The organism is Natrialba asiatica DSM 12278 (assembly GCF_000337555.1).
In the GTDB taxonomy this organism is placed as follows: Archaea; Halobacteriota; Halobacteria; order Halobacteriales; family Natrialbaceae; genus Natrialba; species Natrialba asiatica.
Map to the genome: position 1 here is coordinate 66,862 of NZ_AOIO01000033.1, position 22,684 is coordinate 89,545.

Genomic DNA, 22,684 nt, shown 5'->3' on the forward strand with positions numbered 1-22,684 from the left:
GTCACTGGAAGAGTTCAGCATCGTCGGCCCCGAAGATGATCTCCATGGCCTCGTTGTTGAAGAACGGTTGGCTGTCGCGTTGCTCGAGTTCGTCGGCGATTTCGCCGGCGCCGCCGACGAGGATGGCGTCGGTGGCGCACTCCTCGGCGCAGGCCGGTCCCTTCTGGGACTCCTGGCGCTCGCGACAGCCGGTGCATTTGTCCATGATGCCGCCGGTGCCGAAGATCTGTGCGACGCCGTCGTTGCTGTCGGGGAACTGCGGGGCACCGAACGGACAGCCCGACAGGCAGTACTGACAGCCCACACAGAGGTCCTCGTGGACAGTCACGAATCCGTCGTCCTCCTTCTGGAGGGCGTTCGTCGGACAGACCGAGACGCAGGGGGCGTTCTCGCAGTGGTAGCACTGCATCGGCAGACTCGTCTCGCCGGGGTTCTCGCCCGCTTCGAGCCGACCGGTCTTGTCGGCGTTTTCTCCCTGCGGTCCGGCGACCCCTTCGGCCATGGTCGTGATGTCGATGCGCTGGTTCTGGATCTCACGGTCCCAGGTGCGTTTACAGGCGACGACGCAGCCGCCGCAGTCGATACAGGCCTCGACGTCGGGGAAGATCCGCATTCCCTCGCCGGTGCTCATGACGCCCTGGCTCAGTACCTGGCCAGACGGGTCGTCCTGTTCTTGTCTCATAGTTGTTCAGCTCCGTCGTGCATGTCCCACTCGCGGACGTCGTACTGTTTCTGCGCGCCGAGACCGAGTTCGTCTTGCGGGTAGTCGATGAACGCCATGTCGAGGTCGTCGACGACTTGCTGGGTCGCCTTCTGGACGTGAACGACGCCCGATTTCGTCTCCTGCATCTGGGTCTCGGCGTCGAATCCGCTCGGCGTGATGATGTTCGCGCTCTCCCCGATCGCCAGCGGTTCGGTGTCCCCGGGCCAGTTGGGGCTCTGGTCCTCGCCGTGGAAGACGCCGCCCCAGTGGTAGGGAAGGAAGATCTCCTCGTTGTTGACACGGTTGGTCACCTTGGCCTTCACGAGGATCGATCCCTTGTCGGCCGAGGTGACGACGACGTGGTCGTCGCCGCCGACGACGTCGAGTTCCGTCGCCAGGCCGGGGCTGATTTCCGCGTACATGTGTGGCTGGCGGTCGGCGGTGTACTGGTTGTTCCGCGTCTCGGCACCGCCGCCCTGGTGTTCGACCTGCCGGCCCGAGGTGAGGATCACGGTCCGGCCGCTCTCGGCGTCGCTTCCCAGTTCCGTGTGAACGGCCTCGGTCGCCCGTTGCTGGACGGTGGCATTGTTCTGGTCGAGCCGCCAGAAATTGGTCTGTTCGCCGTTTGCGGGCCATTCCTCGGTGAGATCCGGTCGCGGGCTCTCGACGGGTTCCCGGTGAACCGGCACCGTGTCGAGGAAGTTCCAGACGACCGCCCGCGCTTTCCCGCGGCCGGTCGGCGGATCCGGCTGTGCGGCGTCGTACTCCTCGTACTCCGCGGGGTCGACGTCCACCTCGTCGCCGTACTCGTCGGCGATCGCCTGCGCCGCATCGTATACCGATTCTTCCTCGTCGAGGGCCATCTCCACCGGGAGCGTCTGCGTCGAGGGGTCCGTCGGGTCGTCGGGAAGTATCGTCGAGTAGCCGGGGTACGATGGGACGCCCTCGATCTCCTGGTCGTCCCACCACGGTGCCTCGAACGATCCGGCGATCAGGTCCAGGCCGTCCTCGCCGTCCTGATCGTAGGTCTCCTGGAGCGGATACTCGTTATCGACGTTCATCTCGTCCCACTCCTCCGGCGTCGGCGCCTGCGTGCCCCAGTTCTCGCGGAAGTCGTGTCCCCCCTCGCGGGGATCGGCCTCCTTCGTCCAGATGATCGGCGAGCCGGGATGATCGTCGCCCCAGTACGGCCAGGGGAGCGACCAGTAGTCGCCGTCGACCGGCGTCCCCGTGTTCTCGGCCCGCAGATCGTCCGTGCTGAACGCCCAATCGTACTCGTGGTGCTGTTGGAGTTTTTCGGGCGATTGCTGGTAGCCGATCGAGCGCGTTCCGAGGTTGATCTCCCGGAGCGCGTCTTCGTAGGAGGTCCGTCCGTTGTGAACCTCCGGGCCGGTTCCCCAGTCGAAGTGCTCGCCGAAGCCCATGTGCTGGGCCAACTCCTGGAAGATTTGCAGGTCCGGTTTCGAGTTGTGCGCCGGCGTCGCAACGCGCTCGCTCCACTGGACCGATCGGTGCGAGTTCGTCACGGACCGCACGTGCTCGTACTGACTCGAGGCGGGCAACAGGAGGACGTCGGCGTCGTCCGGCAGCGTGCCGGCGACGGCGGGGAAGACGTCGACGACGACCAACAGGTCCAGTTCCTCCATCGCCTGTTTCATCCGATCCATCTCGCTGATCGAGTTCGCCGAGTGTCCCCAGAAGAAGGCCATCTTCAACGGCTCCGGCTGGTACAGATCCGACTCGAGCAGTCGGTCTTCCTGCCCGAGCGCCGCTTCGTACCAGCGGGCGACGGTCAACCCCCGCTGGAACATCATCGACTGCGGATCCGCATCGTCGATCGGTGCCTCCTCCTGGAGGCCCTGTTCTTCGCCCCCTTCCTCGTCGTCTTCCTCCTCGTCCGGTGGTTCACCTTCGTCTTCCGACTCCGATTCTCCCTCTTCGACCTCGGTCGGGACCTCGAGCCCCTCCCACATCTCGTCGGGCATCCGCTCGAATTTCTCGTACAGCTCCTCGAACGACGTGCTCCCGCTGGTCCAGGGGCTCCGATCCCAGACGTCCGTCCAGTGATCCCACGAGCCCGGCGAGTCGACGCCGTAGTAGCCCGGCAGGATGCTCGAATCGACGCCGAGGTCGGTCGCGCCCTGCACGTTCGCGTGGCCGCGCATAACCTGCAGGCCGCCGCCAGACCGGGCCGCACTCCCGGTCGCGAGGCTGAACAGCGCGTACGAGCGGATGTTCTGGGTTCCGTTGTTGTGCTGGGTCCCGCCCATCGCCCACTCGACCTGAATCTGTGGACTGTTCTCGACGATCAGGTCGCCGATCTCCTCGAGATCATCCTGCCCGATCCAGGTGATATCCGAGACTGTCTCGAGATCGTACTGCTCGAGTTCGGTCTCGACATCGGGCCAGCCCATCACGCGGTCGCCGAGGAACTCGTCGTCGAGTTCGCCCTGCTCACGGACGTAGTTGAGCAACCCGAAAACCAGCGCGACGTCCGTCCCGGGGCGGAGCCGGTAGAAGTAGTCGGCGTGGGCCGACGTCTTCGTGTACCGGGGATCGATCGAGACGATCGTTCCGCCGCGGGCCTGCCCTTCGAGGATGTGCTGCATCGCGATCGGGTGGGACTCGGCAGGGTTCTGCCCGAGGATGATGAGCAGGTCGAAGTTGCGATAGTCGTTGATCGTGTTCGTCATCGCGCCGAAGCCCCACGTATTGGCGAGGCCGGTGACCGTCGGCGAGTGACAGATCCGCGCCTGGTGGTCGACGTTGTTCGTCCCCATGAACGCCGCGAACTTGCGGCTGGCGTAGGCCGCCTCGTTCGAGTGGTGGGCGCTCCCCAGCAACATCACGCTCTCGCGGCTGAACTCGTCGATCGTCTCCTCCCAGGTGTCGGCGATCTCCTGGTAGGCCTCGTCCCAGGTAACCCGCCGCCACTCGCCGTCTACCTTGCGCATCGGGTGTTTCAACCGCTTGGGCGAGTGTTCGGTTTCGAGAATCCCCGCTCCCTTCGAACAGAGCGAGCCGTTGTTGATCGGATTCTCGAACCAGGGTTCCTGGGCGACGAAGGAATTACCGTCCTTGACCGCCTTGAACCCGCAGCCGACGGCGCAGTAGTTACAGATCACCTTCGCCATCTCCGCGTCGTCCGGAACCCCGTCGTCCGGTTCCTGCGTGCCGCCGAGGGCGTGTCCCGCCGCGCCACCGCCGAGGAACACGCCGCCGGCGAGCGCGCTGGCTTTCATGAACGAGCGCCGATCGAGATCGATCGTGACGGGATCGTCCTCGACGCTCATGACACTGCACCTGTTTCCGCGTACCGTCCTGTTCGCTCCAGGATCATGCCATGGATACTCATACCTAGGAGTACCGTTCTACATCAAACGGTATGAATATTTGCTTAAGGAACCTACGTGGAAATTATGGTGTAGTTATATTATTCGAATATTCATCCGATATACGCATACATTTTCGACGCTATTACTAATCTCTGAGGACTGTGTGTCTGAACGGTCATAACGCTATTACCTTGTCATGGTATAGCACAACTGGATGAACGTTGGGAGTTTCGTCTGCTCCTGTGCTAATACGTGTTCCACCGACCTCGAGGGTGTTCGAGAAGGGATCGAAGGGGTCGATGTCGCGGCAAGTTCGAGTTTACTCTGTGCGGACGGGGTGCCCGCGATGGAACAGGTGATCGACGAGTACGACCTCGATCAGTTGGTCGTCACCTGTCCGGAAGCGACGGCACAGCGGAAACTCGAGCGCGTCGCCGAACAACAGGGGATACATCCGGATGCGATTTCGTTCGTCGATCAGCGCGAGAGCGCGGGCTGGGTTCACGACGAGAGCGGCGCGACGGCCAAAACTGCCCGAATCGTCAACGCTCGAACGGCCGGCCTCGAAGCCGAGTCCGCCTCCCGATCCGTCTCCGCCGAGGCCGGCGACAGCGTCGCGGTCGTCGCCGATCCCGAAACCGCGGCCGCACTCGCCGACGACGCCGCCGTCACGCTGATCGCCGACGGGAACGAGTACGTCGGGTCGACGGCCAACCTCGACGGCGTTACGATCGAGCGCGGTCGAGTCACCGACGTCGACGGCCGGTTCGGCGAGTTCACCGTCCGTCTCGAGTCGCGGGTCACCGAAGACTGCGTCTCCTGTATGAAGTGCGTCCGCGAGGGACCGGACGAGATGGTCACGCGCTACCCGGTCGACATCGATCCCGAAGCCCCCGACGGCGAGTGGACCGGCGTCTGTCCCACCGACGCGATCGAGACGGACGGCGTCGAACGCAGCCTCGAGTTCGATCAGATCGTCTATCCCGCCGCGACCCGCCGAACGCGGGGCGGTCGCATCGGCTTCTACACCGCGCCGATCGACGCCGCGACGATTTCGGCGGTGAAAAAGCACCTCGGCGGGATCGAGAAACCCGACCACCTCGACCTCGAGATGGACGTTTGCGCGGCGGGTGACTCGAGTCAACCGGGGTGTACCGAGTGCGTCGAGGCCTGTCCTCACGACGCGGTCGAGCGGACGCGGATCGACGAGGTCGAATTTCACAAGGACGCCTGCCAGAACTGCGGGGCCTGCACCAGTTCCTGTCCGACGGGCGCGACGATGCTCCGCGAGCCCTCGAACGAGCGGCTCGCCCGCGAGGTCGAGGCGCTGTGCCGGCCGACCGACGCGGAGGGCGGCCGACTGCTGAACCGATCCGGGTCCGACGTGGAGCGCCCGATCGTCGCCTTCGTTTGCTCCGAGGAGGCCGACGACGCGCTGGCCGAGTACGGCCGCCTGGCCGCCGCGGGCAAGGCGGACATCGAGTATCCGCCGATTCTCCCCGTGCGCGTCAACTGCGCGGACACCGTCGGCGAGGCCCACGCCGTGCACGCACTGGCCTGCGGTGCCGACGGCGTCGCGATCGTCGGTTGCGGCGACGACTGTCACCACTCCGGCCCGGATCCGAAAACCGAACTCGTCGACCGGCTCAACCGGGCCAGTCGGGACCTCGAACTGGGCGAGCGGTTCGCGTTCTTCGCGCCGGAGCCCGACGGTCACGAAGCCTTCGTCGAGGCGATTTCGACGTTCGCCGCTGAACTCGAGACCTCGCCGATTCCCGCCGGCGAACACGAGGCAGCCGGCGAGATCGACACCGCGGAACGAAGTTCCGCGAGCGGCCGGACGCAGTCCGGCGATGCCGACCGGGAGCACCCGGCGTTCGACAGCCACGGCTGGACCTTAGAGAGCGTCCGCGCGATCGTAGAACACGTCGACCCGGATCGGGAGGTGATCCGCGGCCTCAAAGACTTCGGACGGATGGAAGTCGAGGACGGGTGTACGTTCACCCCGACGTGTTCGACCCTCTGTCCGACCGACGCGATCCGCCGCAACGAGGAGACGGCCACGCTCGAGTTCAACCACGAACAGTGCGTCAACTGCGGGCTCTGCGAGGAGGGCTGCGTCGAAGATGTCATCACGGTGCGCGACGGGCTCGATAGGTCACTGCTACCGGAGAACCGCGACGGAGAGCCGTGGATACCGGTCTTCGAGGGCTCGATGCGCGAGTGTGCCAACTGCGGCACGCCGTTCACGAGCGAGGGATCCGCCCGGAAGATCCAGGCGGAGGTCGGCGAACTCGTCGCCGGGATCGCCCCGAACGCGTCGGGCAGCATCTTCGACTACTGCGGCGACTGTCGTGCACAACTGCTGTACGACCGGGGTGAGAGCGAATGAGCGTCGACCAACGCGCGCTGTACGTGGCGCGACTCGAGCTGGTGAACTTCCTGATCGACGCGTTCGCGGACGCGCCGAGCACGGCGTTCGTCGAGACGCTACTGGACGACGGAATCACGGTCCCCGACGGGAGCGTCGGCGAAACGCTCGATCGCGGCTTCGAGCGGTTGGAGACGGTTCTCGACGAAAACGAGGGACGCGATCCCGAACTCGTCCAGGACGAACTCGAACGCGAGTTCACGCGCTTATTCGTCGGCCCGCGGCCGCCGATCCTCCCGCACGAAACGTACTACCGCGAGGACACCGACTTCCGCGGGACTGGGCTCACCGAGGTCGAGGCCGGCTACGGGGCGGCCGGTTGGTCCCCGCCCGACGACTATCCCGAGGAGAACGATTACGTCGCCGTCGAACTCGCATTTCTCCGGAATCTGATCCGGCGACAGCGCACGGGCGACGAGGAGACGTTCGGCTACCAGCGAGTCTTCCACGAGGAACACCTCTCCGCGTGGATCGATGACCTCGCCGCCGATATCCGCGAGCGAACCGACGAGCCGTTCTATGCGGCCGTCGCCGACGTTCTCGAGGGGGATATCGCGTTCGAAGAAGAGATCGCGATGCAGATGGCCTGAGATCCCGTTCCGTTACCGTTCCGCGGCCGTCTCTTCGGGATTCGGCTCGCTTTCATCCTCGCCGTCGTCGTCGACGAACTGCGCAAGTACGTCGTCGGAGAACGAGACATCTCCGTCCCGTTCGCCGTCGTTGACGTAGTGCGGTGCCGTGTGCGTCCAGACCTTCCTGCCGCGTTTCTTGTCGAGACCGGCTTTCGTTTCCCAGTCCGTGTGGGTCATACGTTCATGTGTGACGGTACCACGGATATACTTTTGTGACGGTGAACTCGTCCGTCAGGCTTCCTGATCCGTTGGAACGATCGAAACGGGCGACCTGCCACGGCACTGCTCACTCACCGTCCGGGACGCGGATCGGCTGGCGGTGAGCCCGACCCGCCTTCGTCTTCGAGGAACGCCCGCGCGAACAGATCGACGTGCAATTCGAGGACATCCGCGGGGTCGATGCCGTACGCGTCAGCCTGTCGCTCGAGAAACGCCTCGAGTTCTTCGCTCGGTTCGTGCCGAATTGTGTCGCCATCGACGTCGAACGCTACGTCGGTCGCACCGGCGACGAGGTGTTCGATCTCGAGCAGCGCCTGCTCGGCTTTGACCTCGAGTGCGTCCGTCTCTTCCATGAGGCGGTCGTCGCCCCAGTCGGCTGCAGCGGTGCGAAACCGATCGCTGACGGTGATCGACAGCGTCATGACGCTTCCCCCTTCCTGTTGCACGCAAGCGGCGAGCGGGACCGGCTGTCGCCGTTCTGCCGGATCCGATACCGATCACCGCGCTCTCGGGATCCGAGTCGATTCGACTGTCTGCAGCGGGAACGAGGATGTGTGTAGCCGTCGACCATCGAAGTACAATACGAGCTGACGTTCGAGTCGGGTAGCGGGCTACTCATCGGGTGGCCACTCCTCGGGTGTCGGTTCCGGTTCGCCGAGTTCACCGAACGCGACGAGGATGAGAACGAGAAACGCGGCCATCACGAGCAGGCCCATCACGCCGCCGAATCCGTGCTGTCCGACCCAGTTACCGGGAGTAACTCCTCCCATCTGGGTGACAATGCGAGCTCCGATCAGCCCGGTCCACACCGCGGCGAACAACAGTCCGAACGCGACGAGCGAATTGTGCTCGACTGCAGTTCGAAGTCCCATAGCTCTCTCATCACCCTCCACCGTGAAAACGTACCACGGCAACAGTAAGCAAACCCCACAGTCACGGGTTTGAACCGATCGGCGAACCGATCGGAGGCTATCGGTGACTGGTCAGGTGAGGATCTCCGCGCTTTCGGGTGAGAGACCGACGGAAACATCCTGTCTCGTTTTTTCGGAGATTTGATCGAGATTCCGCGTCAGCACCTCGAGAACATCGTCGGGCTCGGGATAGACGAGGACGTTCCCGTCGTCGTCCTCCATGACGAGTTGCGTGTCGTTGATCTGCACCTGCTCGTTACCGATGCTCGCGACGTAGACCGATAGCGCTTCGGCACCGCCGGTGTCGCCCTCCTCGACCATCGTGACGTACAGCGAGTCGATCTCGATCAGGTCCTTGTACTCTCGAATCGTCCTGGCGCAGGCGACCATGTCGTTCGTCACCGCCGTCTTCTGCGGATTTCCATGATCCCCGTTATAACAGTGCTTACAGACCCGAAGCTCCATTCGCATGCGGGATGATAACAGACGAGGACTATTATAATCGCCCGTTTGTGAGCTAATGTCAAGGGACGGCTCCTTCGTCCCCGGAACTGAATGGACTCGCGCTCCGAGATGGCGCGTCGACCCGAAATCAGACGTGTTCGTCGAGGAAGTCGGCAATCGCCGAGTACGCCTCGATACGGTTCTCGAGTTTCGAGAAGCCGTGTCCCTCGTCGTCGAAGACGAGTTTCCGTACCGGAACGCCCTGTTCGCCGGCCCGATCCGCGATCTGTTCGGCCTCCCCGACCGGCACGCGCGGGTCGTTCTCGCCGTGGAGGACGAACAGCGGGGCCGCGATATCCTCGATGTTGTTCGTCGGGGAAATCTCCGCCAAGAACTCGCGATCCTCGGCGAGGCTTCCGTACTCCGCCTCGCGGAGTTCGCGCCGCCAGTCGCCGGTGTTCTCGAGGAACGTGACGAAGTTGGCGATGCCGACGATATCGATGCCGGCGGCCCAGAGTTCGGGATACGTGGTCAGCGAAGCGAGGACCATGAAGCCGCCGTAGGAGCCGCCCTTCGCGATGATGCGGTCGGGATCGACGGCGGGGTGGTCTTGCAGCCACTCGACGCAGGCCTTGATGTCGGCGACCGAATCCATGCGGTTCTCGACGTCGTCGAGGGCCGCGTAGTCGGCCCCGTAGCCGGCCGAACCGCGGACGTTCGGCTCGAAGTAGGCGTAGCCCCGATCGAGGAAGTACTGCTTGACGCTCGAGAAGGAGGGGCGGCGCTGGCTCTCGGGGCCGCCGTGGATGTCGACGATAACGGGCGTCTCGCCGGCACCGTCGCTGCTCTCTGCGCCGGCGCTTCGATCGTCCGGAAGCGTGACGAATCCCGGCACTTCGAGCCCGTCGAAACTCTCGACGTGAACCAGTTCGGACTCGTCGAACGTCTCGCGCGGGATGCCCGCCGTCGGCGCGTCCGTCCACCGTTCGGCCTCGCCGGACTCGATGTCGACGACGAAGACGTTCGTGTTGACCGTATCCCCGGTCGTCGACAGCGCGAACCGCTCCGCGTCCGGACCGAAGCTTACGCCGCCCGACACGCCGCCCGGCAGGTCGGGCGCGGGGAACTCCTCGAACGCCGTCGGGTCGTCCGCACTGAACTCGCCGACGGTGAGTTCGGTGTACCCCTCGACGTTCTGGGAGTACACGAACCGCCCGGTTTCGTCGTCCAGCGCGATGCCGTCGACGTTCCACTCGTCCGCGACGACGGTCTCGAGTTCAGCCGAGGCGACGTCGAGGTAGGCCAGCGAGAGGGTGTCGGCGTCGCCGCGGTCCGTGACGAGGTAGATCCCCTCGCCGTCGGGTGCCCAACTCGCACTTTGATAGCGAACGTCGCCCTCGTGTGGTGTGAGGTGCTCGATCTCGGTCGTCTCGAGGTCGAGAACGTACAGGTCCTGGTCGAAGTTCGAGTAGGCCTGGGAGACGAGCAGTCGGGAGTCGTCCGGACTCCAACCGGCGAGCGAGAGCCAGCCGTCGCCCTCGTGGAGAAGGGTTGCACCCTTTCCGCGTTCGTCTCGGTGCTGGACGTACACGTCGAAGACGGCTTCGTCGCGGCGGTTCGACGTGAACGCGAACCGCTCGCCGTCGTGGCTCCAGCCGCCCCATCGGTGCTTGGCGTCGGGCATCGCCGTCAGATTCTCGATTGCACCCGTCTCGGCGTCGAGACGGAAGAGTTGGGCGCGCTCGTTCCCGCCCTCGTCCATCCCGAAGATCAGTTCCGGGCGCTCCGGGGACCACGAGGCGAACGTGACGCGCTCGTCGGCGAACGTCCGCTGTTGGGGCCACTCGCGCGGGCCGTCGAGCGTCCAAACCTGCGGGGTGCCGGTCGTGTCCATCAGAAACGAGAGTTCGTCGCCGTCGGGGCCGAACGAGACCCCGTATGCGCTGCGAATGTTGAGATAACGATCGATTTCGTAGGCTGCCATAGCAGACGGTGCGTGTGGCGGGCCGGTAGTCGTTTGGGTTCCGGAGACGGAGCCCCGACAATAGCCGGTGGCTACCGTCATTTCAAAATTGAAACTGTCACGGCGTCCGCCGTTCCCACCGTAGTCCCCGCCGAGGCGGGCGACTATCTCCGTTTGCGTTCACTTTCAACCGCGCTCGAATCGAGTGCCTGGCAGGCGTTGATACTTGTAGCCCTGGCATGCGAGTGACAGCCTTCGGCTCGTCACCCACCGAATTGCTGTGCTTAACAAAGGCCACACAGGGGAAGCAACGACCAATGACTGGCGCGGACGCAACCGACGAACCAACTACTGAGGGGAACGGTTCAGTGGGGGTGGTCATGGTCACGATTCTGGTCGTTCTCGTCGCGTTCGGGACGACTGTCGCTGTCGTCGGCCCGGAACTGGGCGGTGGAGACGGTGAGCCCTCGACGGGAAGTGGATTCGGCGTCCTTGAGACGAACGGCGACGACGACGGGGCCAGCGGTGCATCGACGAACGATACCGGATCGACCACACCGAACTCGGGCGAGCGGGAAGAAGACGAAAACGGGTTCTCGATGGGGTCCGGTGAGGATGCAGATGACGAAGGTGCGGCTGATGAAGATTCGGATAGCGAGACCGGGGATGAAAACGGAGAGAGCGACGACCGAGAGACCAGTGATGAAGACGATGGGACGGACGAAACGGAGGATGAAAGCGAGGAAGACGGTGATGGTGAAGATGCGGCTGACGACGGTGAGGGTGAAGACGAGGATGGTGGCGGAGAGGATGAAGACGAAGGTGACGACGGTGAAAGCGGGGATGAAACTGACGACGGTGACAGTGACGCCGGAGCGGACGAAACCGACGGGAGAAACGGTGATCGTGGCGAAGACGAACGCGAGGACGAAACCGACGAGAACGATGACGGTGACGCCGAGGACACCGGCAACGAGGAGACCGACGACGAAACAGAAGGCGAGAGCGACAGCACCGACGCTGAAACGGACGGTGCAGACGAGACCGGCGAGACGGAGACACCCGGCAACTCACAACCCGACGAGGACAGTTTCACGGATCGACTCGACTCGGCTATTGAGGGTGCGATGAACGATCTTCGCGAAGACATCGCTGACGAGAACAGCGACGAATGAGACCGTTGAGCGACAGTCCGCGAACACCCGATTATGGCTTTCGGGCCGTCGCCGCAGGGCAGCCATTCGCAGCCGATCAATTACTGAACCCGTTATTCGGTCCTTCCGCTATTCATCGGCGCTGGCGAAAGCGGGAGTGCTCACCGGCGTCCGTCCACCGACCCGTCGCGTATCTAAGTCGAACTCGGGCGACTGCCAGGTTTCCCAGTGGTCCTCGTTTTCAGGCTCCCCGAGGGCGTGCAGGACTTCCACCCTGAGCGTGTACGTCCCCTTCGGAACCGGCCGCATGTTATCGCTCTCCCCGGCCTGCGTCAGTCCCATCCACGGGAACTCGTAGTACGTGTCTGGACTATCGCTTCGTGAGAGGTACCGATCTTCCATCGCGAGATACTCGTGCCCGCGCTTCTGATCGACCGCGTATATCCGCATCTCACGCGGGAAGTGCCCGAAGAACGCCTCGACGATCGGATAGTCACCTTCCGCAACGGTGAACTCATAGCCTTCCTCGACCGGTTCGGTGATCGGATTCCCGTCTTCATCTTCACCAACGATCGCCGATACTCGCGGTTCTTGCTCGACGAACTCGTCGACACTCTCATAGTATCCGAACAGTGGGAGCTCGTGATAGTCACCATCGTAACCGGCGTATGGAACCCGAAGCGTCGCTGCGGTCTCGTCCGTTGGGTCAAACTCGATGTAGCCGCCGTACTGGTGATTCGGGAGCCCAAACGCGGGCGCAGTCAGGTGGACATCGACTTCCGCAGCGCCGCCTGCAGGCACCGCGACGGTCTCCGGCGCTTCGAGCGTGCTTCCGGCTCCGTAAAACGACGGTGCGAACGTGTTACCCGCGGTACCGATCGCGCCGACGTGAGCGATCGAATAGACGATTTCCTCGTCACCATCGTTTCGAATCGTCACTGTGGCGTCGGTTCCAGCCCCATCACCGACAGCGATCTGTCCCGGAGACACCCCGTGGTTGGCTTCAATCGCCTCGTCAATCTGGATCATCCCAGCACCTTGTCGGAAGCTATGATCCAGGCCGAGATCCGGCGCAAGCGACCACGGCGCGGGTTCGGCCGTATTCTGGAGTCGATCGCGTACCTCGACCGGATCGAGACCCGACTCGGATTCACACAACAGTGCGACTGCGCCAGCGACGTGTGGGGCGCTCATCGATGTTCCCGACAACATCGCGTACTCGTCTAGCGCCAGTGGATACGTGGAGGTAATCAGGCCCCCCGGCGCTGTGACGCTCGGGCCGAACTCGAGTTCAACATCCTGCCCGTACGAACTGAAATCCGACAACAGGCCGCCGTTCGGATTCGGAACGGTCGCTGCGTCGCTTGTGAACTCGAGCGAGACGTCGGTACCGTCTTCGAGGAGCGCCGCGAGCGATTGACCGTCGGTATCGCTGAGCCCGGCACTCCAGACGCCGTCGACACCGGCGTCTTGGACCGTCCCCGAGAAGAGTCCCGAGACGTTATTGTAGATCACGACGCCCGTGGCACCGGCTTCGACGGCGTTCAGGTACTTCTGTGCGAACGAGCAGTGGCCGCGCTCGATCAGGGCGACATGGCCCTCGGGGAACTCGTCGAAATCACCGCTATCGCAGCCGAAGTAACCGCTTTCACCCTCGAGTTCACTCGCGCTGGGGAGTGCGAGTGGCGCAGATTCACCCTCGGTTGGGGGTCGTTCTGCGCCGGTCATCTCGAGATACGGGACCGGCTCGGTACGGTGGTCGACGCCGAAAAGTTGCGCTTCGAGGTGGGTGTTCTCGGCACTAGCGACGCTAATGATATCGTGGCCGTTCGCCGGCGCACTCATGCTCCAGGTACCGAGTCCGCCATCGTTGCCGGCGGAGTTGACGACGACGACGCCCTGTGCGACGAGTTCGTTACTCGCTGCTGTCGTCGGGTACTCCTGCCCCCACGCCAGCGTTGCTCCGAGTGACATGTTTACGATGTCCATGCCGTCTTCGTAGGCGTCCTCGAGAGCCGCGACGATAATGTCGGCTGAACTCGAGCCGACGTCGAATATCTTGTACGCGCCGAGTGCCGTATCGGGGGCGACGCCGGAGACACCGTCTTCGGCTGCTGCATCCGCACCGACGATTCCGGCGACGTGGGTCCCGTGTCCCTGTCTGTCCATCGGATCGGGGTTCGGGTTCGGCTCCGAGGTAGCCGGATCGCTAGCGTCGAAGCCCTCGCCGACGTAGTCCCAGCCGTGGCTGATTCGGGGATGGTGTTCGCCGTCGGGGTCAGTGACGGTGCGGTCGTGCTCGGCGACAGCAGTATACGTCCCGTTTTGGTTTCCACTGCCGCCGAGGTCCGGATGGTTGTAATCGATGCCCGTGTCGACGACTGCAACGCGTTGACCGGCGCCGGAGTATCCGAGTTCGGACTGGGCGGTCGCAGCACCGGTCATTTCGAGTGCGGTGTCGAGCGCCGGCGATGCGTCTTCGGGCTCGGGATGGTCGACGATCGCAACCGGATACACCGCGTTGACGCTCTCAAACGTGCTTACCGTGATGGCGGTCGCTAGATCGGCGTCGACTGATAAGCCGTTCCACAGCGTGGTGTAATCGAACTGCTCCGTAAACTGGGCCTCCTCCCGACGAGCCTGTGCGCGCAGATTCGCTCGTTCGGATGCGTGAGCGTGCACGTTGCCGCCGCGAGCAGTCGGCGGTGTGTCTAGCTCGACGAACCATCGATTTTGCGCCCACCGGTCCGGGAGGTCATCACGATTCTCCCACGGTGGGGAGCGTTCCGGATCGATCGATACATCGTCTACCGAGTTCGTGTCGGCGAGCGTCGTTCCCGAAAAAACCGCCCCGAGGCCGACCACACTGGCGAGTTTCAGCGTCGTTCGTCTGTCGATTCGATGCTCGTCACCCTCCTGAAAGTTATCATTTACCATGGTTATCCGAGCGGCGGTAAACCGTCGAGCGTGTGTCCTCAGACCGCTGAGACGGGCGATCGCTCCTCGATCCGGTATCGGTCAGTCAATCGCGTTCTCGGTTAATTTTTCCTGACAGTCTCCGCTCAGTGAAATTATATGAAAGAATACACTCGTTACTCTAGTGGAATAGGAAATTGATTCCGGTAATTCCCATAGCCGACCGCTGGCTATCCAGCTGCGAAACCCGATGATCCTCGATCGTATCGATCCAGCGGCGTCCCTGATTGTCACGTCGTGCCGTCCGGCAGTATCCTTCGGACCACCTGTAACGGATTACACGCCGATCGCATAGCCGTCGCGTGATCAGGTGTGCAGCGACTTGCAATGGCTACTATAGCAATCGTCCTCGAACCGGAACCAGTCCGGAAACACAACCCGTTCGAGACGCAAAACGTCTCTCCAGGGAATAGATCCGTCTTCAAACACTTCAGAAGCGTTCGGCCGGCGCTGCCCACAGAGCGGATTGGTCGAGTACGAAAGAAGTGATTTTTTATCCTCTCGCTTCGTGGCCGTGGCATATGCGCGTCGCGTTCGTCTCCTCCGAAACGGTTTTCCACCACGACACCGAGGCGAACCAGCGACTCCAGACCGTTCTCGAACTCCTTCGAGACGCCGGCCACGAGATTCACGTCTACTGTACCCAATTCTGGGACGGCGAACACTCGGCGTTCGAACGCGAGGACATCACCTATCACGGCGTCTCCGTCGGCCCCGACGCCCGGGCGTCGTTTCTCGTTCGGCTGCCGTTCGTCCTCGCCGCTTCAAACCCCGACATCATCCACGCCAGTGCCGACCGACCAAAACAGGCTCTCGCCGCCAGTGTGGGCGCAACGCTCGCTCGAGCCCCGGCCGTGGCCGACTGGTACGGCCACGGCGGCCTCCCGACGGACCGCTGGCGACGACTCGCCGCGCGTTCGGTCGACCGGAATTTCGTCCCGTCGGAACTGGTCGCAACCTGGGTCCGCGAACTCGGCGTCGCCGAACGCGCCGTCGACACGTTTCCGAACCCGATCGATATCGACCGCATTCGCTCGGTCACGCCGGGCGAGCGCACCGACGTCCTCTACGCCCGTCGCCTCGACGACGGCGCGAACCTCGAGAGCCTCCTGCTCGCACTCGCCGAACACCGGACGCGAGACTGGCGAGCCACCGTCATCGGCGACGGCCCCGAACGAGCGACCTACGAACAACTTACGCGAGACCTCCGCATCGAAGACCGCGTCACCTTCGCCGGCGACCTCTCGCTCGACGACCGGATCGCCGCCTACCGCGGTGCCCACGTCTTCGCCCAGACCGCAGAACGCTGTGTCTTCCCTACCGAAATGCTCCGGGCACTGGCCGCGGGCTGCGTCGGCGTCGTCGAATACCACGCCAACTCGAGCGCCCACGAACTCGTCGAAGGCTGGGACCGCGGCTTTCGAACCACCAGCGAAGACGAACTCGGCGACGCGATTCTCGACGCCGGTGAACTCGAGTTCCGCGACGTCGACGACCACTTCGCGACGTACGACCGAGACGACGTTCGCGACCGGTATCTGACGACCTACCGGGCGCTACAGGAGTCGGCGGGTATTTTCTGATCGCGAAGACGGGCAGACGGGTATATAATCGTCTGCTGAGAGGGCGTTCGTATGAGCGACGACGGGAGAATTGCAACCGACGGCATTGCTGAGCGAGAGTGCGGCGAGCCACAGCGCGAACCCCCCTGCGAGTTCTGCCACATCGCCGCCGGAGACGAACCGGCTGCCCGCCTCTACGCCGACGAGCAGACGGTCGCGTTTCTCGATCGACAGCCGGCCGTCACGGGCCACACCCTGATCGTACCGCGCGCACACGAGGGAGAACTCTTCCACCTCGACGCGGCGGCAACGGCTGCGGTGTTCGAGACGGTACAGACGATGACCGACGCGCTCGAAGCCGCGCTCGAACCCGACGGATTTAGCGTCTTCTACACGAGCGGACCGCTGGTCGGGACCGTCGAGCACGCGCACGTCCATCTGGTCCCGCGGTTCGAAGACGATTCCGTGTCCCTGGCGCTGTCGCGCCGTCGCCTCGGCGAGTCGGATGCGAGTGAACTCGTCTCGGCGATTCGAGAATACTGCTAGTCGGATCGAGCGTCAGAGTTCGAATTTCGCCGCGGCGGTCTCCATGTCCTTGTCGCCGCGACCCGAGAGATTGACCAGGATCGTCTCGTGGTCGCCGCGTTCGGCGAGTTCAATCGCGCGGGCGACGGCGTGACTGGACTCGAGCGCCGGGATGATCCCCTCCGTTTCGCTCAGTTCGCGAAACGCAGCAAGCGCCTCTTCGTCCGTAATGCCGGTGTACTCACAGCGGCCGACGGCGCGGAACATGGCGTGTTCGGGGCCGACGCCGGGATAATCCAGGCCGGCCGAGACCGAGTGTACCTCGACATCGTCGTCGAGGACGCGCGTCTTCATGCCGTGGATGGTGTCGTCCGTTCCCTTCGCGAGCGGGGCCGCGTGTCGGCTCGAGTTCGTCCCTTCGCCGCCGCCTTCGGCACCGTAGAAGTCGACGTCGTCGTCGCGGAAGGCGTGGAAGAGTCCGATGGCGTTCGAGCCGCCGCCGACGCAGGCGACGGCGGCGTCGGGGAGGCCGCCGGTTCGCTCCTGAAACTGCTCGCGGGCTTCCGTACCGATGACGCTCTGGAAGTCCCGGACCATCCGCGGGAACGGGTCCGGACCGACGACGCTGCCCACGAGGTAGTGGGTGTTGTCGACGTTTTCGGCGAAGTCCTCCAGCGCGGCGTCGACGGCGTCCGCGAGCCCCTGCCCGCCGCGGGTCACCTCGTTGACCTCGGCTCCAAGCAGCCGCATCCGGAAGACGTTCATCGTCTGGCGCTCGGCGTCCTTTTTCCCCATGTAGATTTCCGTCTCGAGACCGAGCAACGCGCCGACCATCGCGGTCGCGGTGCCGTGCTGTCCGGCTCCGGTTTCGGCGATGAGTCGGTCCCGCCCGGCGCGCTTCGCGAGTAGAGCCTGTCCGAGACAGTTGTTGATCTTGTGTGCGCCGCCGTGGAGCAGGTCCTCGCGTTTGAAGTAGAGTTCCGCGCCGTAGCGCTCGCTCAGGTTCTCCGCGTAGTAAAGCGGCGTCGGTCGTCCCGCGAACTCCTCGAGATAGCCGCGAAACGCCGTCTCGAACTCGTCGGTCGCCGCCACCTCGTCGTAGGCGCTTGCAAGTTGCTCGAGCGGCTCCTGTAGCGGCTCCGGGACGTATCGCCCGCCGTACCCTTCGAACTCGCCACCGCTCTCGTCTCCGCCGAACTCTCGTTCAGGCATATATCCGGCTTGTCGGGCCTCACCGGCAAGTAAGTTCTGCGCTCGGAGCGCCGACGGATCGCCCTTACAGCGGTTCGCGAAAGAATAGGAAAGTATCTCCGTTACCTTCGACGGACGTTCGATTTCGACGCAGCGGTACGGCGACTCGAAGGCTGCGGACCGCTCACGCCGACGGGAACGCCAGTAGAAGCACCGCGAGCGACAGTATGCTGGCGACGAGCAGCGCCAGCAGCACGACGAACGCGGGCGTCACGCCGGTCTGTCGCAACTCGTCCAGCCGGATTTCGGTCCCGAGGCCGACGAACGCGACCAGGAACAGCCAGTTGTATGCGTTCTCGAGCGAGGCCCGCTGTGCCGCCGAAAACGCGCCGAGGCTCGAGAGCACGGCGAGCACGAGGAAGCCGAGGACGAACTTCGGGAACTCGCTCCAGAGCGTTCGAATCGTCGAGCTCGCGGCGCCGGCGGACGGAGCGCTACGATCGCCGTCCGTGCGATTCGCTTCTCGGGCGTAGTAACTGGCGTACGCGAGGACGACGACGCCGATCAGCGCGTTGCGCGCGAGCTTCGTTATCGTCGCCCACTGGCCGGCGATGTCCGAGTGGGCGAAGCCGACGGCGACGACGGGCCCCGTCGAGAACATGCTGATTCCGGCCCAGATGCCGAACACTCGCCCCGACAGACCGAGCAGGTCGCCGATCACCGGGTAGATCGCGATCGTCACGGCGTCGAACAGGAGCACCGTCGCCGCGGCGTAGGCGACGTGTTCCTCCCGGGCGCGGATCGCACCAGCGACGGCGACGACGGCCGAGACGCCGCAGATGCTGCTTCCCGCCGCGAGCAGCGAGCCGAGCCGATCGGTCAGCCCGAAGACGAACCGCGAGAGGAGTTCGACGACGAGCAGCGTGGTTCCGACCACGGCAAGGATCGCGAGGAGGACGAGCCAGCCGGCGTCACGGACCGCGCCGAGGGAAACGGACGCGCCCATGAGGACGATACCGGCGCCGAGCCAGAGTTTGTGCGTCGCGATGCCCGGTTCGAGACGGGCCGGAACGCCGACCGCGTTGGTCAGGACGAATCCGAGCGCGATGGCGAGGAGCAGGTGGTTGAACCCGATAACTGGAGCGAGCGCTCGGGCGAAAAACGCACCGATACCGAGGACGGCGAGCCCCGGAAGGAGCCGGTGAACCGCCATCCGTCACCAAGGGATCTGCAGTTCGAGTAGGCCGGTCGTGACGATGATCGTCGCGGCGACGACGCTCTGCGAGTCGCGTTCGAGTCCCGTCCAGCGGGACCGAACGACTGTGACACCGGACTCCCATCGATCGAGCGACATTCGTTCGGATGCACCGGACCCGCGAACTTAACGCTTGTCGATTCGTCAGTGATGCAGGTGTATATTGCATCTTTCTGTGACGCGTGAACGTGCCGACGAGACGGCTCTCCGGTCGCTGACACGTGCTCACTCGGTCTATATCCGGTTCCCGCTCGTACGACGAAGTCTTCCCGCCGAGGACGCCGAGAACAGTAAGGACGACACGGACTTCCTCGATCGAGCCCACGAACTCCTGCGTCGAGCGAGCGACGCGGCCGACCGAACGGTTCAGAAATCTGGTCGACTCGCTCAACGAGGGGACGTCCGAGGAACAGGACGGGCACAGGACGCAGACGGAACCGGGACCGAAACCCGACCGGATCGACGAGGTGGCGAAAAAACTCGACGGGCTCGAGTCGGAGGCGGCGGGGACGGCCAGCGAGCACATCGCAGCAGATCGGGACTGCTGTCCGGAGTACCTGGACGGGGTCGAAGAGGAGGACGGAGATGAAGGCGGGAACGGGAACGGAGATCGAGACAGGTGAACAGAGAGCGGAGACGTGGGTAAAGACCGGGACGGGGTGAGCGGAGGGCGGAACGAGGACAGGAACAGAAACGGAGAACGGGACGGGCGGCCGAATGCCGATCATCCGTCACCCGACGCGTCAGATTGCTACCGGTCGACGCTTCCGAGCACGATATCCAGACTGCCGAGCGAGGCGATCAGATCCGGGACGTACTCCCCCTCGGACATCTCGGGGAGCGCGGAGAGGTTGTGAAAGCACGGGCTCCGAATCTTGAACCGGGCCGGTTTGTTCGACCCGTCCGTTCGGAGATAGATGCCGAGTTCACCCTTCGCGGACTCGACTGCGCGGTACGTTTCGATGTCCGGGTCCGGTTTCAGCGTTCGCGGGACGTTGCTCTGGACGGTCCGCTCGTCTTCCGGCCAGTCCTCGATCAGGTCGAGACACTGCTGTACGATCTTCGCCGACTCCTCGACCTCTCGCATGCGGACGAGCACCCGCGCGTGATTGTCGCACCCGTCCGCCGTGACCACATCCCAGTCAAGGTGTTCGTAGTAGCCGTACGGATCGTCTCGCCGCAAATCGTAGTCGATGCCGGATGCGCGGGCCACCGGCCCCGTACAGCCGTAGTCCTTCGCGACATCGGGTTCGAGAACCCCCGTGTTGACCGTCCGAATCTGGAAGATTTCGTTACCGCTGATGAGGGCGTGATACTCGTCCATCTTCGCCGGCAACTCGTCGAGAAACGCCCGGCACTTGTCGATGAACTCGTCGCGAGGCTCCGGCAAGCCCCAGGCGACGCCGCCCAATCGGAAAAAGTAGAACATCATCCGCTGACCGGTCAGATCCTCCAGGATGTCCTGGACGACCTCGCGGTCGCGGAACGCGTACTGGAAGATCGCCGTGAACTCGCCGTACACGTCGAGTGCAAAGGTGCCGAGCGCGAGGAAGTGACCGAGCATCCGGCCGAACTCGGTCGCCATCGTGCGAAGAATCTGCGCGTACGTCGGGACCTCGATAGCGGCCACATCCTCGATAACGCGGGCGACCGCCCACTCGTTCGGCAGGTTCGCCGTGTAATCCCACCGGTTCGAGTAGGGGATGATCTGGTAGCGATAGGTCCCCTGTTCGCACATCTGCTCCTCACAGCGGTGGAGGTAGCCGACATCCGGGTCGACATCGACGACCGTTTCGCCGTCGAGGGTCGCCTTGAGGTGCAACACGCCGTGGGTCGCCGGATGGTGCGGTCCGATGTTCAGGACCATCGTATCCGTCTCGGTTCTGTGGTCGGACTGGAGCGGATTCGCGTGTTCGGCGTATTTGACGACTTGCGGTTTGGTCTGGTCGTACTCTCGCGACAGCGGATGGCCCTGCCAGGAGTCGGGAAGGAGGATTCGCCGCGGGTCGGGATGGCCCTCGTACTCGATGCCGACGAGATCGAATATTTCTCGTTCGTGCCAGTCAGCGGTCCGAAAGACCGGCTCGGCGGTCTGAGAGACGGGCGCGTCCGTCGGAAGCTGAACGACGAGCGTCACCTCGTGGGTTCGCCGGTCGTATTTCGTCACGTGCAGGAGCGACTCGTAGCGATCCTCGTACTCCTGGCCCGTGATACACGAGAGGTGGTCGAACCCCGCCTCGTCCCGAAGGATGGTCAACACCGTTTGCACGTCGTCGGGTCGGATGACGAACGCGGGCGCGTTCTCGTGGTCGTCCCGCCCGACGGTGTACCCAGCCAGCAGCGATTCGAGTTCGGACTCGTCGACGCCATCCTCGCGGCGGTGGTCGTACTCGGGATCAATCTCTGCGCGGGTGCGCTGTGATGGGTCGCTCATACTGGATCGGTCGCCGACGTGGCGACGGTTCCTCGGAGCTACAACCGACCGTAAAATGAGAATTTTCCCGCCTTTGGGTGACTGTCAGCGAGAGCGGACGGGAGAAATAGCGCCCGCTCTCAGGTATCGGTGTCGACCTCGTCGGTATCGGACTCGTCGTCACCGGTCACGTCGGATGAGCCCTCACCGCCGTCTTCGGCCGCCCCATCCTCGTCACCGGATTCCGCTGCCGTATCCGACGCTCCTTCGTCCACCGAACCCGAATCGCCGCCCGGCGTCCGCTCAGGTTCGGTGGCTTCGGTCTGGACGGGCTCGGCCTGTTCGGGGTCGGGACCAGTCGCCTCCGAAACCTCGTCCCTCGTCGCCGACTCGGAGACGTCAATTTCGAGCGGCTCGTCGTCGTCGGTGTTCCGTCGCGGATCGTGCTCGTCGGAGTCGAGTTCTGGCTTCGAACCCGTCGGCGACGCCGCCTCGTTCTCGCCGTCGACGAACTCGATTCCGGACGACGCGTCCTCGTCCGCGGTCTCGTCACTGGGGGTCGACTCCTCGGTCGTCTCGGCGAACGACGCGAGTGCAGTCTGGGCGCTGCCCTCCTCGCGGCGCTTTCGCAGCCCGTAGCTCAGCAGGCCAAGGCCGGCAGCGCCGATCGGAAGCGAGCGGAGCCGCCCGCGAAGCAGCGAGCGAAGCCCGGAGAGGACCAGAACCGCACCGCCGACGACTGGCAGCGTTCCGGGGGCGGAAACGGAATCCGCGTTCGGCCCCGTCGGAAGCATCGTTCCGGAGCCGTACTCGTCGCGTTGCTCTTCACCGTCGCCGTGATCTGACGGATGCTCTCCTGTCATCGAAAGACACCGAGCACCGAGCGGAAGCGATCGGGCTCGTCGGCACTACGCGCTCCTGACGGTTGAAAGTTAGACCGGCAACTGACTACCGAAACCGATCCGGGCCA

The 22,684-nt window shown here is 64.0% G+C and carries 19 protein-coding genes; 6 read left to right on the top strand and 13 right to left on the bottom strand.

The genetic code is table 11. The features are described from left to right. Position 1: 1 nt before the first annotated feature. Complete coding sequence (locus C481_RS14495; protein WP_006110001.1) at positions 2–682, bottom strand: 4Fe-4S dicluster domain-containing protein; 681 nt, start codon at positions 680–682, stop codon at positions 2–4. Beyond that, positions 679–3,996 carry a molybdopterin-dependent oxidoreductase gene (locus tag C481_RS14500; RefSeq protein WP_006110002.1) on the bottom strand — a complete coding sequence of 1,106 codons (3,318 nt, stop codon included), beginning with the start codon at positions 3,994–3,996 and terminating at the stop codon, positions 679–681. Before C481_RS14500 ends, C481_RS14495 begins: the two co-directional genes overlap by 4 nt. Before the next feature lie 256 nt (positions 3,997–4,252). On the opposite strand from C481_RS14500, the gene C481_RS14505 reads away from it, so the two are divergent. Continuing rightward, entirely contained in the window at positions 4,253–6,430 is a 2,178-nt protein-coding gene (locus tag C481_RS14505; protein ID WP_049904677.1) for a hydrogenase iron-sulfur subunit, read from the top strand. Continuing rightward, positions 6,427–7,059 carry a TorD/DmsD family molecular chaperone gene (locus C481_RS14510; protein ID WP_006110005.1) on the top strand — a complete coding sequence of 211 codons (633 nt, stop codon included), beginning with the start codon at positions 6,427–6,429 and terminating at the stop codon, positions 7,057–7,059. The genes C481_RS14505 and C481_RS14510 overlap by 4 nt, the downstream gene beginning before the upstream one ends. A gap of 12 nt (positions 7,060–7,071) precedes the next feature. On the opposite strand, the gene C481_RS14515 is transcribed toward C481_RS14510, so the two are convergent. From C481_RS14515 to C481_RS14535, 5 genes are all read right to left on the bottom strand, one after another. Next, positions 7,072–7,278, bottom strand: a complete 207-nt coding sequence (locus C481_RS14515) for a hypothetical protein (protein ID WP_006110006.1) — start codon at positions 7,276–7,278, stop codon at positions 7,072–7,074. A 113-nt stretch (positions 7,279–7,391) separates the two neighbouring features. Continuing rightward, on the bottom strand, positions 7,392–7,742 hold the full coding sequence (locus C481_RS14520) for a hypothetical protein (RefSeq protein WP_006110007.1): 351 nt from the start codon (positions 7,740–7,742) through the stop codon (positions 7,392–7,394). Between the two features lie 189 nt (positions 7,743–7,931). Then, positions 7,932–8,192, bottom strand: coding sequence for a hypothetical protein (locus tag C481_RS14525; protein WP_006110008.1), 261 nt, complete (start codon positions 8,190–8,192; stop codon positions 7,932–7,934). 111 nt (positions 8,193–8,303) lie between these two features. Continuing rightward, the gene (locus C481_RS14530) at positions 8,304–8,702 is read right to left on the bottom strand and encodes a hypothetical protein (RefSeq protein ID WP_006110009.1); all 399 of its coding nucleotides are present in this window, start codon (positions 8,700–8,702) and stop codon (positions 8,304–8,306) included. A 121-nt stretch (positions 8,703–8,823) separates the two neighbouring features. Then, positions 8,824–10,659 (bottom strand): S9 family peptidase, encoded by a 1,836-nt coding sequence (locus C481_RS14535; protein ID WP_006110011.1) that lies wholly within the window; start codon positions 10,657–10,659, stop codon positions 8,824–8,826. Positions 10,660–10,955: 296 nt separating this feature from the next. On the opposite strand from C481_RS14535, the gene C481_RS14540 reads away from it, so the two are divergent. Continuing rightward, positions 10,956–11,813 (top strand): hypothetical protein, encoded by an 858-nt coding sequence (locus tag C481_RS14540; RefSeq protein WP_006110012.1) that lies wholly within the window; start codon positions 10,956–10,958, stop codon positions 11,811–11,813. Between the two features lie 108 nt (positions 11,814–11,921). Here C481_RS14540 and C481_RS14545 read toward each other — a convergent pair whose 3' ends face one another. Further along, positions 11,922–14,729: a S8 family serine peptidase gene (locus tag C481_RS14545; RefSeq protein ID WP_006110013.1), complete on the bottom strand. Its 2,808-nt coding sequence runs from the start codon at positions 14,727–14,729 to the stop codon at positions 11,922–11,924. A 560-nt stretch (positions 14,730–15,289) separates the two neighbouring features. Here C481_RS14545 and C481_RS14550 point away from each other — a divergent pair. Together C481_RS14550 and C481_RS14555 are read left to right on the top strand one after the other, a co-directional pair. Beyond that, positions 15,290–16,351, top strand: coding sequence for a glycosyltransferase family 4 protein (locus C481_RS14550; protein ID WP_006110014.1), 1,062 nt, complete (start codon positions 15,290–15,292; stop codon positions 16,349–16,351). A 51-nt stretch (positions 16,352–16,402) separates the two neighbouring features. Then, positions 16,403–16,876 carry an HIT family protein gene (locus C481_RS14555; RefSeq protein ID WP_006110015.1) on the top strand — a complete coding sequence of 158 codons (474 nt, stop codon included), beginning with the start codon at positions 16,403–16,405 and terminating at the stop codon, positions 16,874–16,876. A 12-nt stretch (positions 16,877–16,888) separates the two neighbouring features. Here C481_RS14555 and trpB read toward each other — a convergent pair whose 3' ends face one another. From trpB to C481_RS22255, 3 genes are all read right to left on the bottom strand, one after another. After that, positions 16,889–18,067 (bottom strand): tryptophan synthase subunit beta, encoded by a 1,179-nt coding sequence (gene trpB / locus C481_RS14560; RefSeq protein ID WP_006110017.1) that lies wholly within the window; start codon positions 18,065–18,067, stop codon positions 16,889–16,891. Between the two features lie 163 nt (positions 18,068–18,230). Continuing rightward, positions 18,231–19,259: a YeiH family protein gene (locus C481_RS14565; RefSeq protein WP_006110018.1), complete on the bottom strand. Its 1,029-nt coding sequence runs from the start codon at positions 19,257–19,259 to the stop codon at positions 18,231–18,233. A gap of 3 nt (positions 19,260–19,262) precedes the next feature. Further along, the gene (locus tag C481_RS22255) at positions 19,263–19,400 is read right to left on the bottom strand and encodes a hypothetical protein (protein WP_169331459.1); all 138 of its coding nucleotides are present in this window, start codon (positions 19,398–19,400) and stop codon (positions 19,263–19,265) included. 122 nt (positions 19,401–19,522) lie between these two features. Between C481_RS22255 and C481_RS14570 the strand changes: the two genes are divergently transcribed. Continuing rightward, positions 19,523–19,924: a hypothetical protein gene (locus C481_RS14570; protein ID WP_006110019.1), complete on the top strand. Its 402-nt coding sequence runs from the start codon at positions 19,523–19,525 to the stop codon at positions 19,922–19,924. A gap of 128 nt (positions 19,925–20,052) precedes the next feature. On the opposite strand, the gene C481_RS14575 is transcribed toward C481_RS14570, so the two are convergent. Next, positions 20,053–21,735 carry an NADH-quinone oxidoreductase subunit D gene (locus C481_RS14575; protein WP_006110020.1) on the bottom strand — a complete coding sequence of 561 codons (1,683 nt, stop codon included), beginning with the start codon at positions 21,733–21,735 and terminating at the stop codon, positions 20,053–20,055. A 119-nt stretch (positions 21,736–21,854) separates the two neighbouring features. Next, positions 21,855–22,577, bottom strand: coding sequence for a prolipoprotein diacylglyceryl transferase (locus C481_RS14580; RefSeq protein WP_006110021.1), 723 nt, complete (start codon positions 22,575–22,577; stop codon positions 21,855–21,857). Positions 22,578–22,684: the final 107 nt, after the last annotated feature.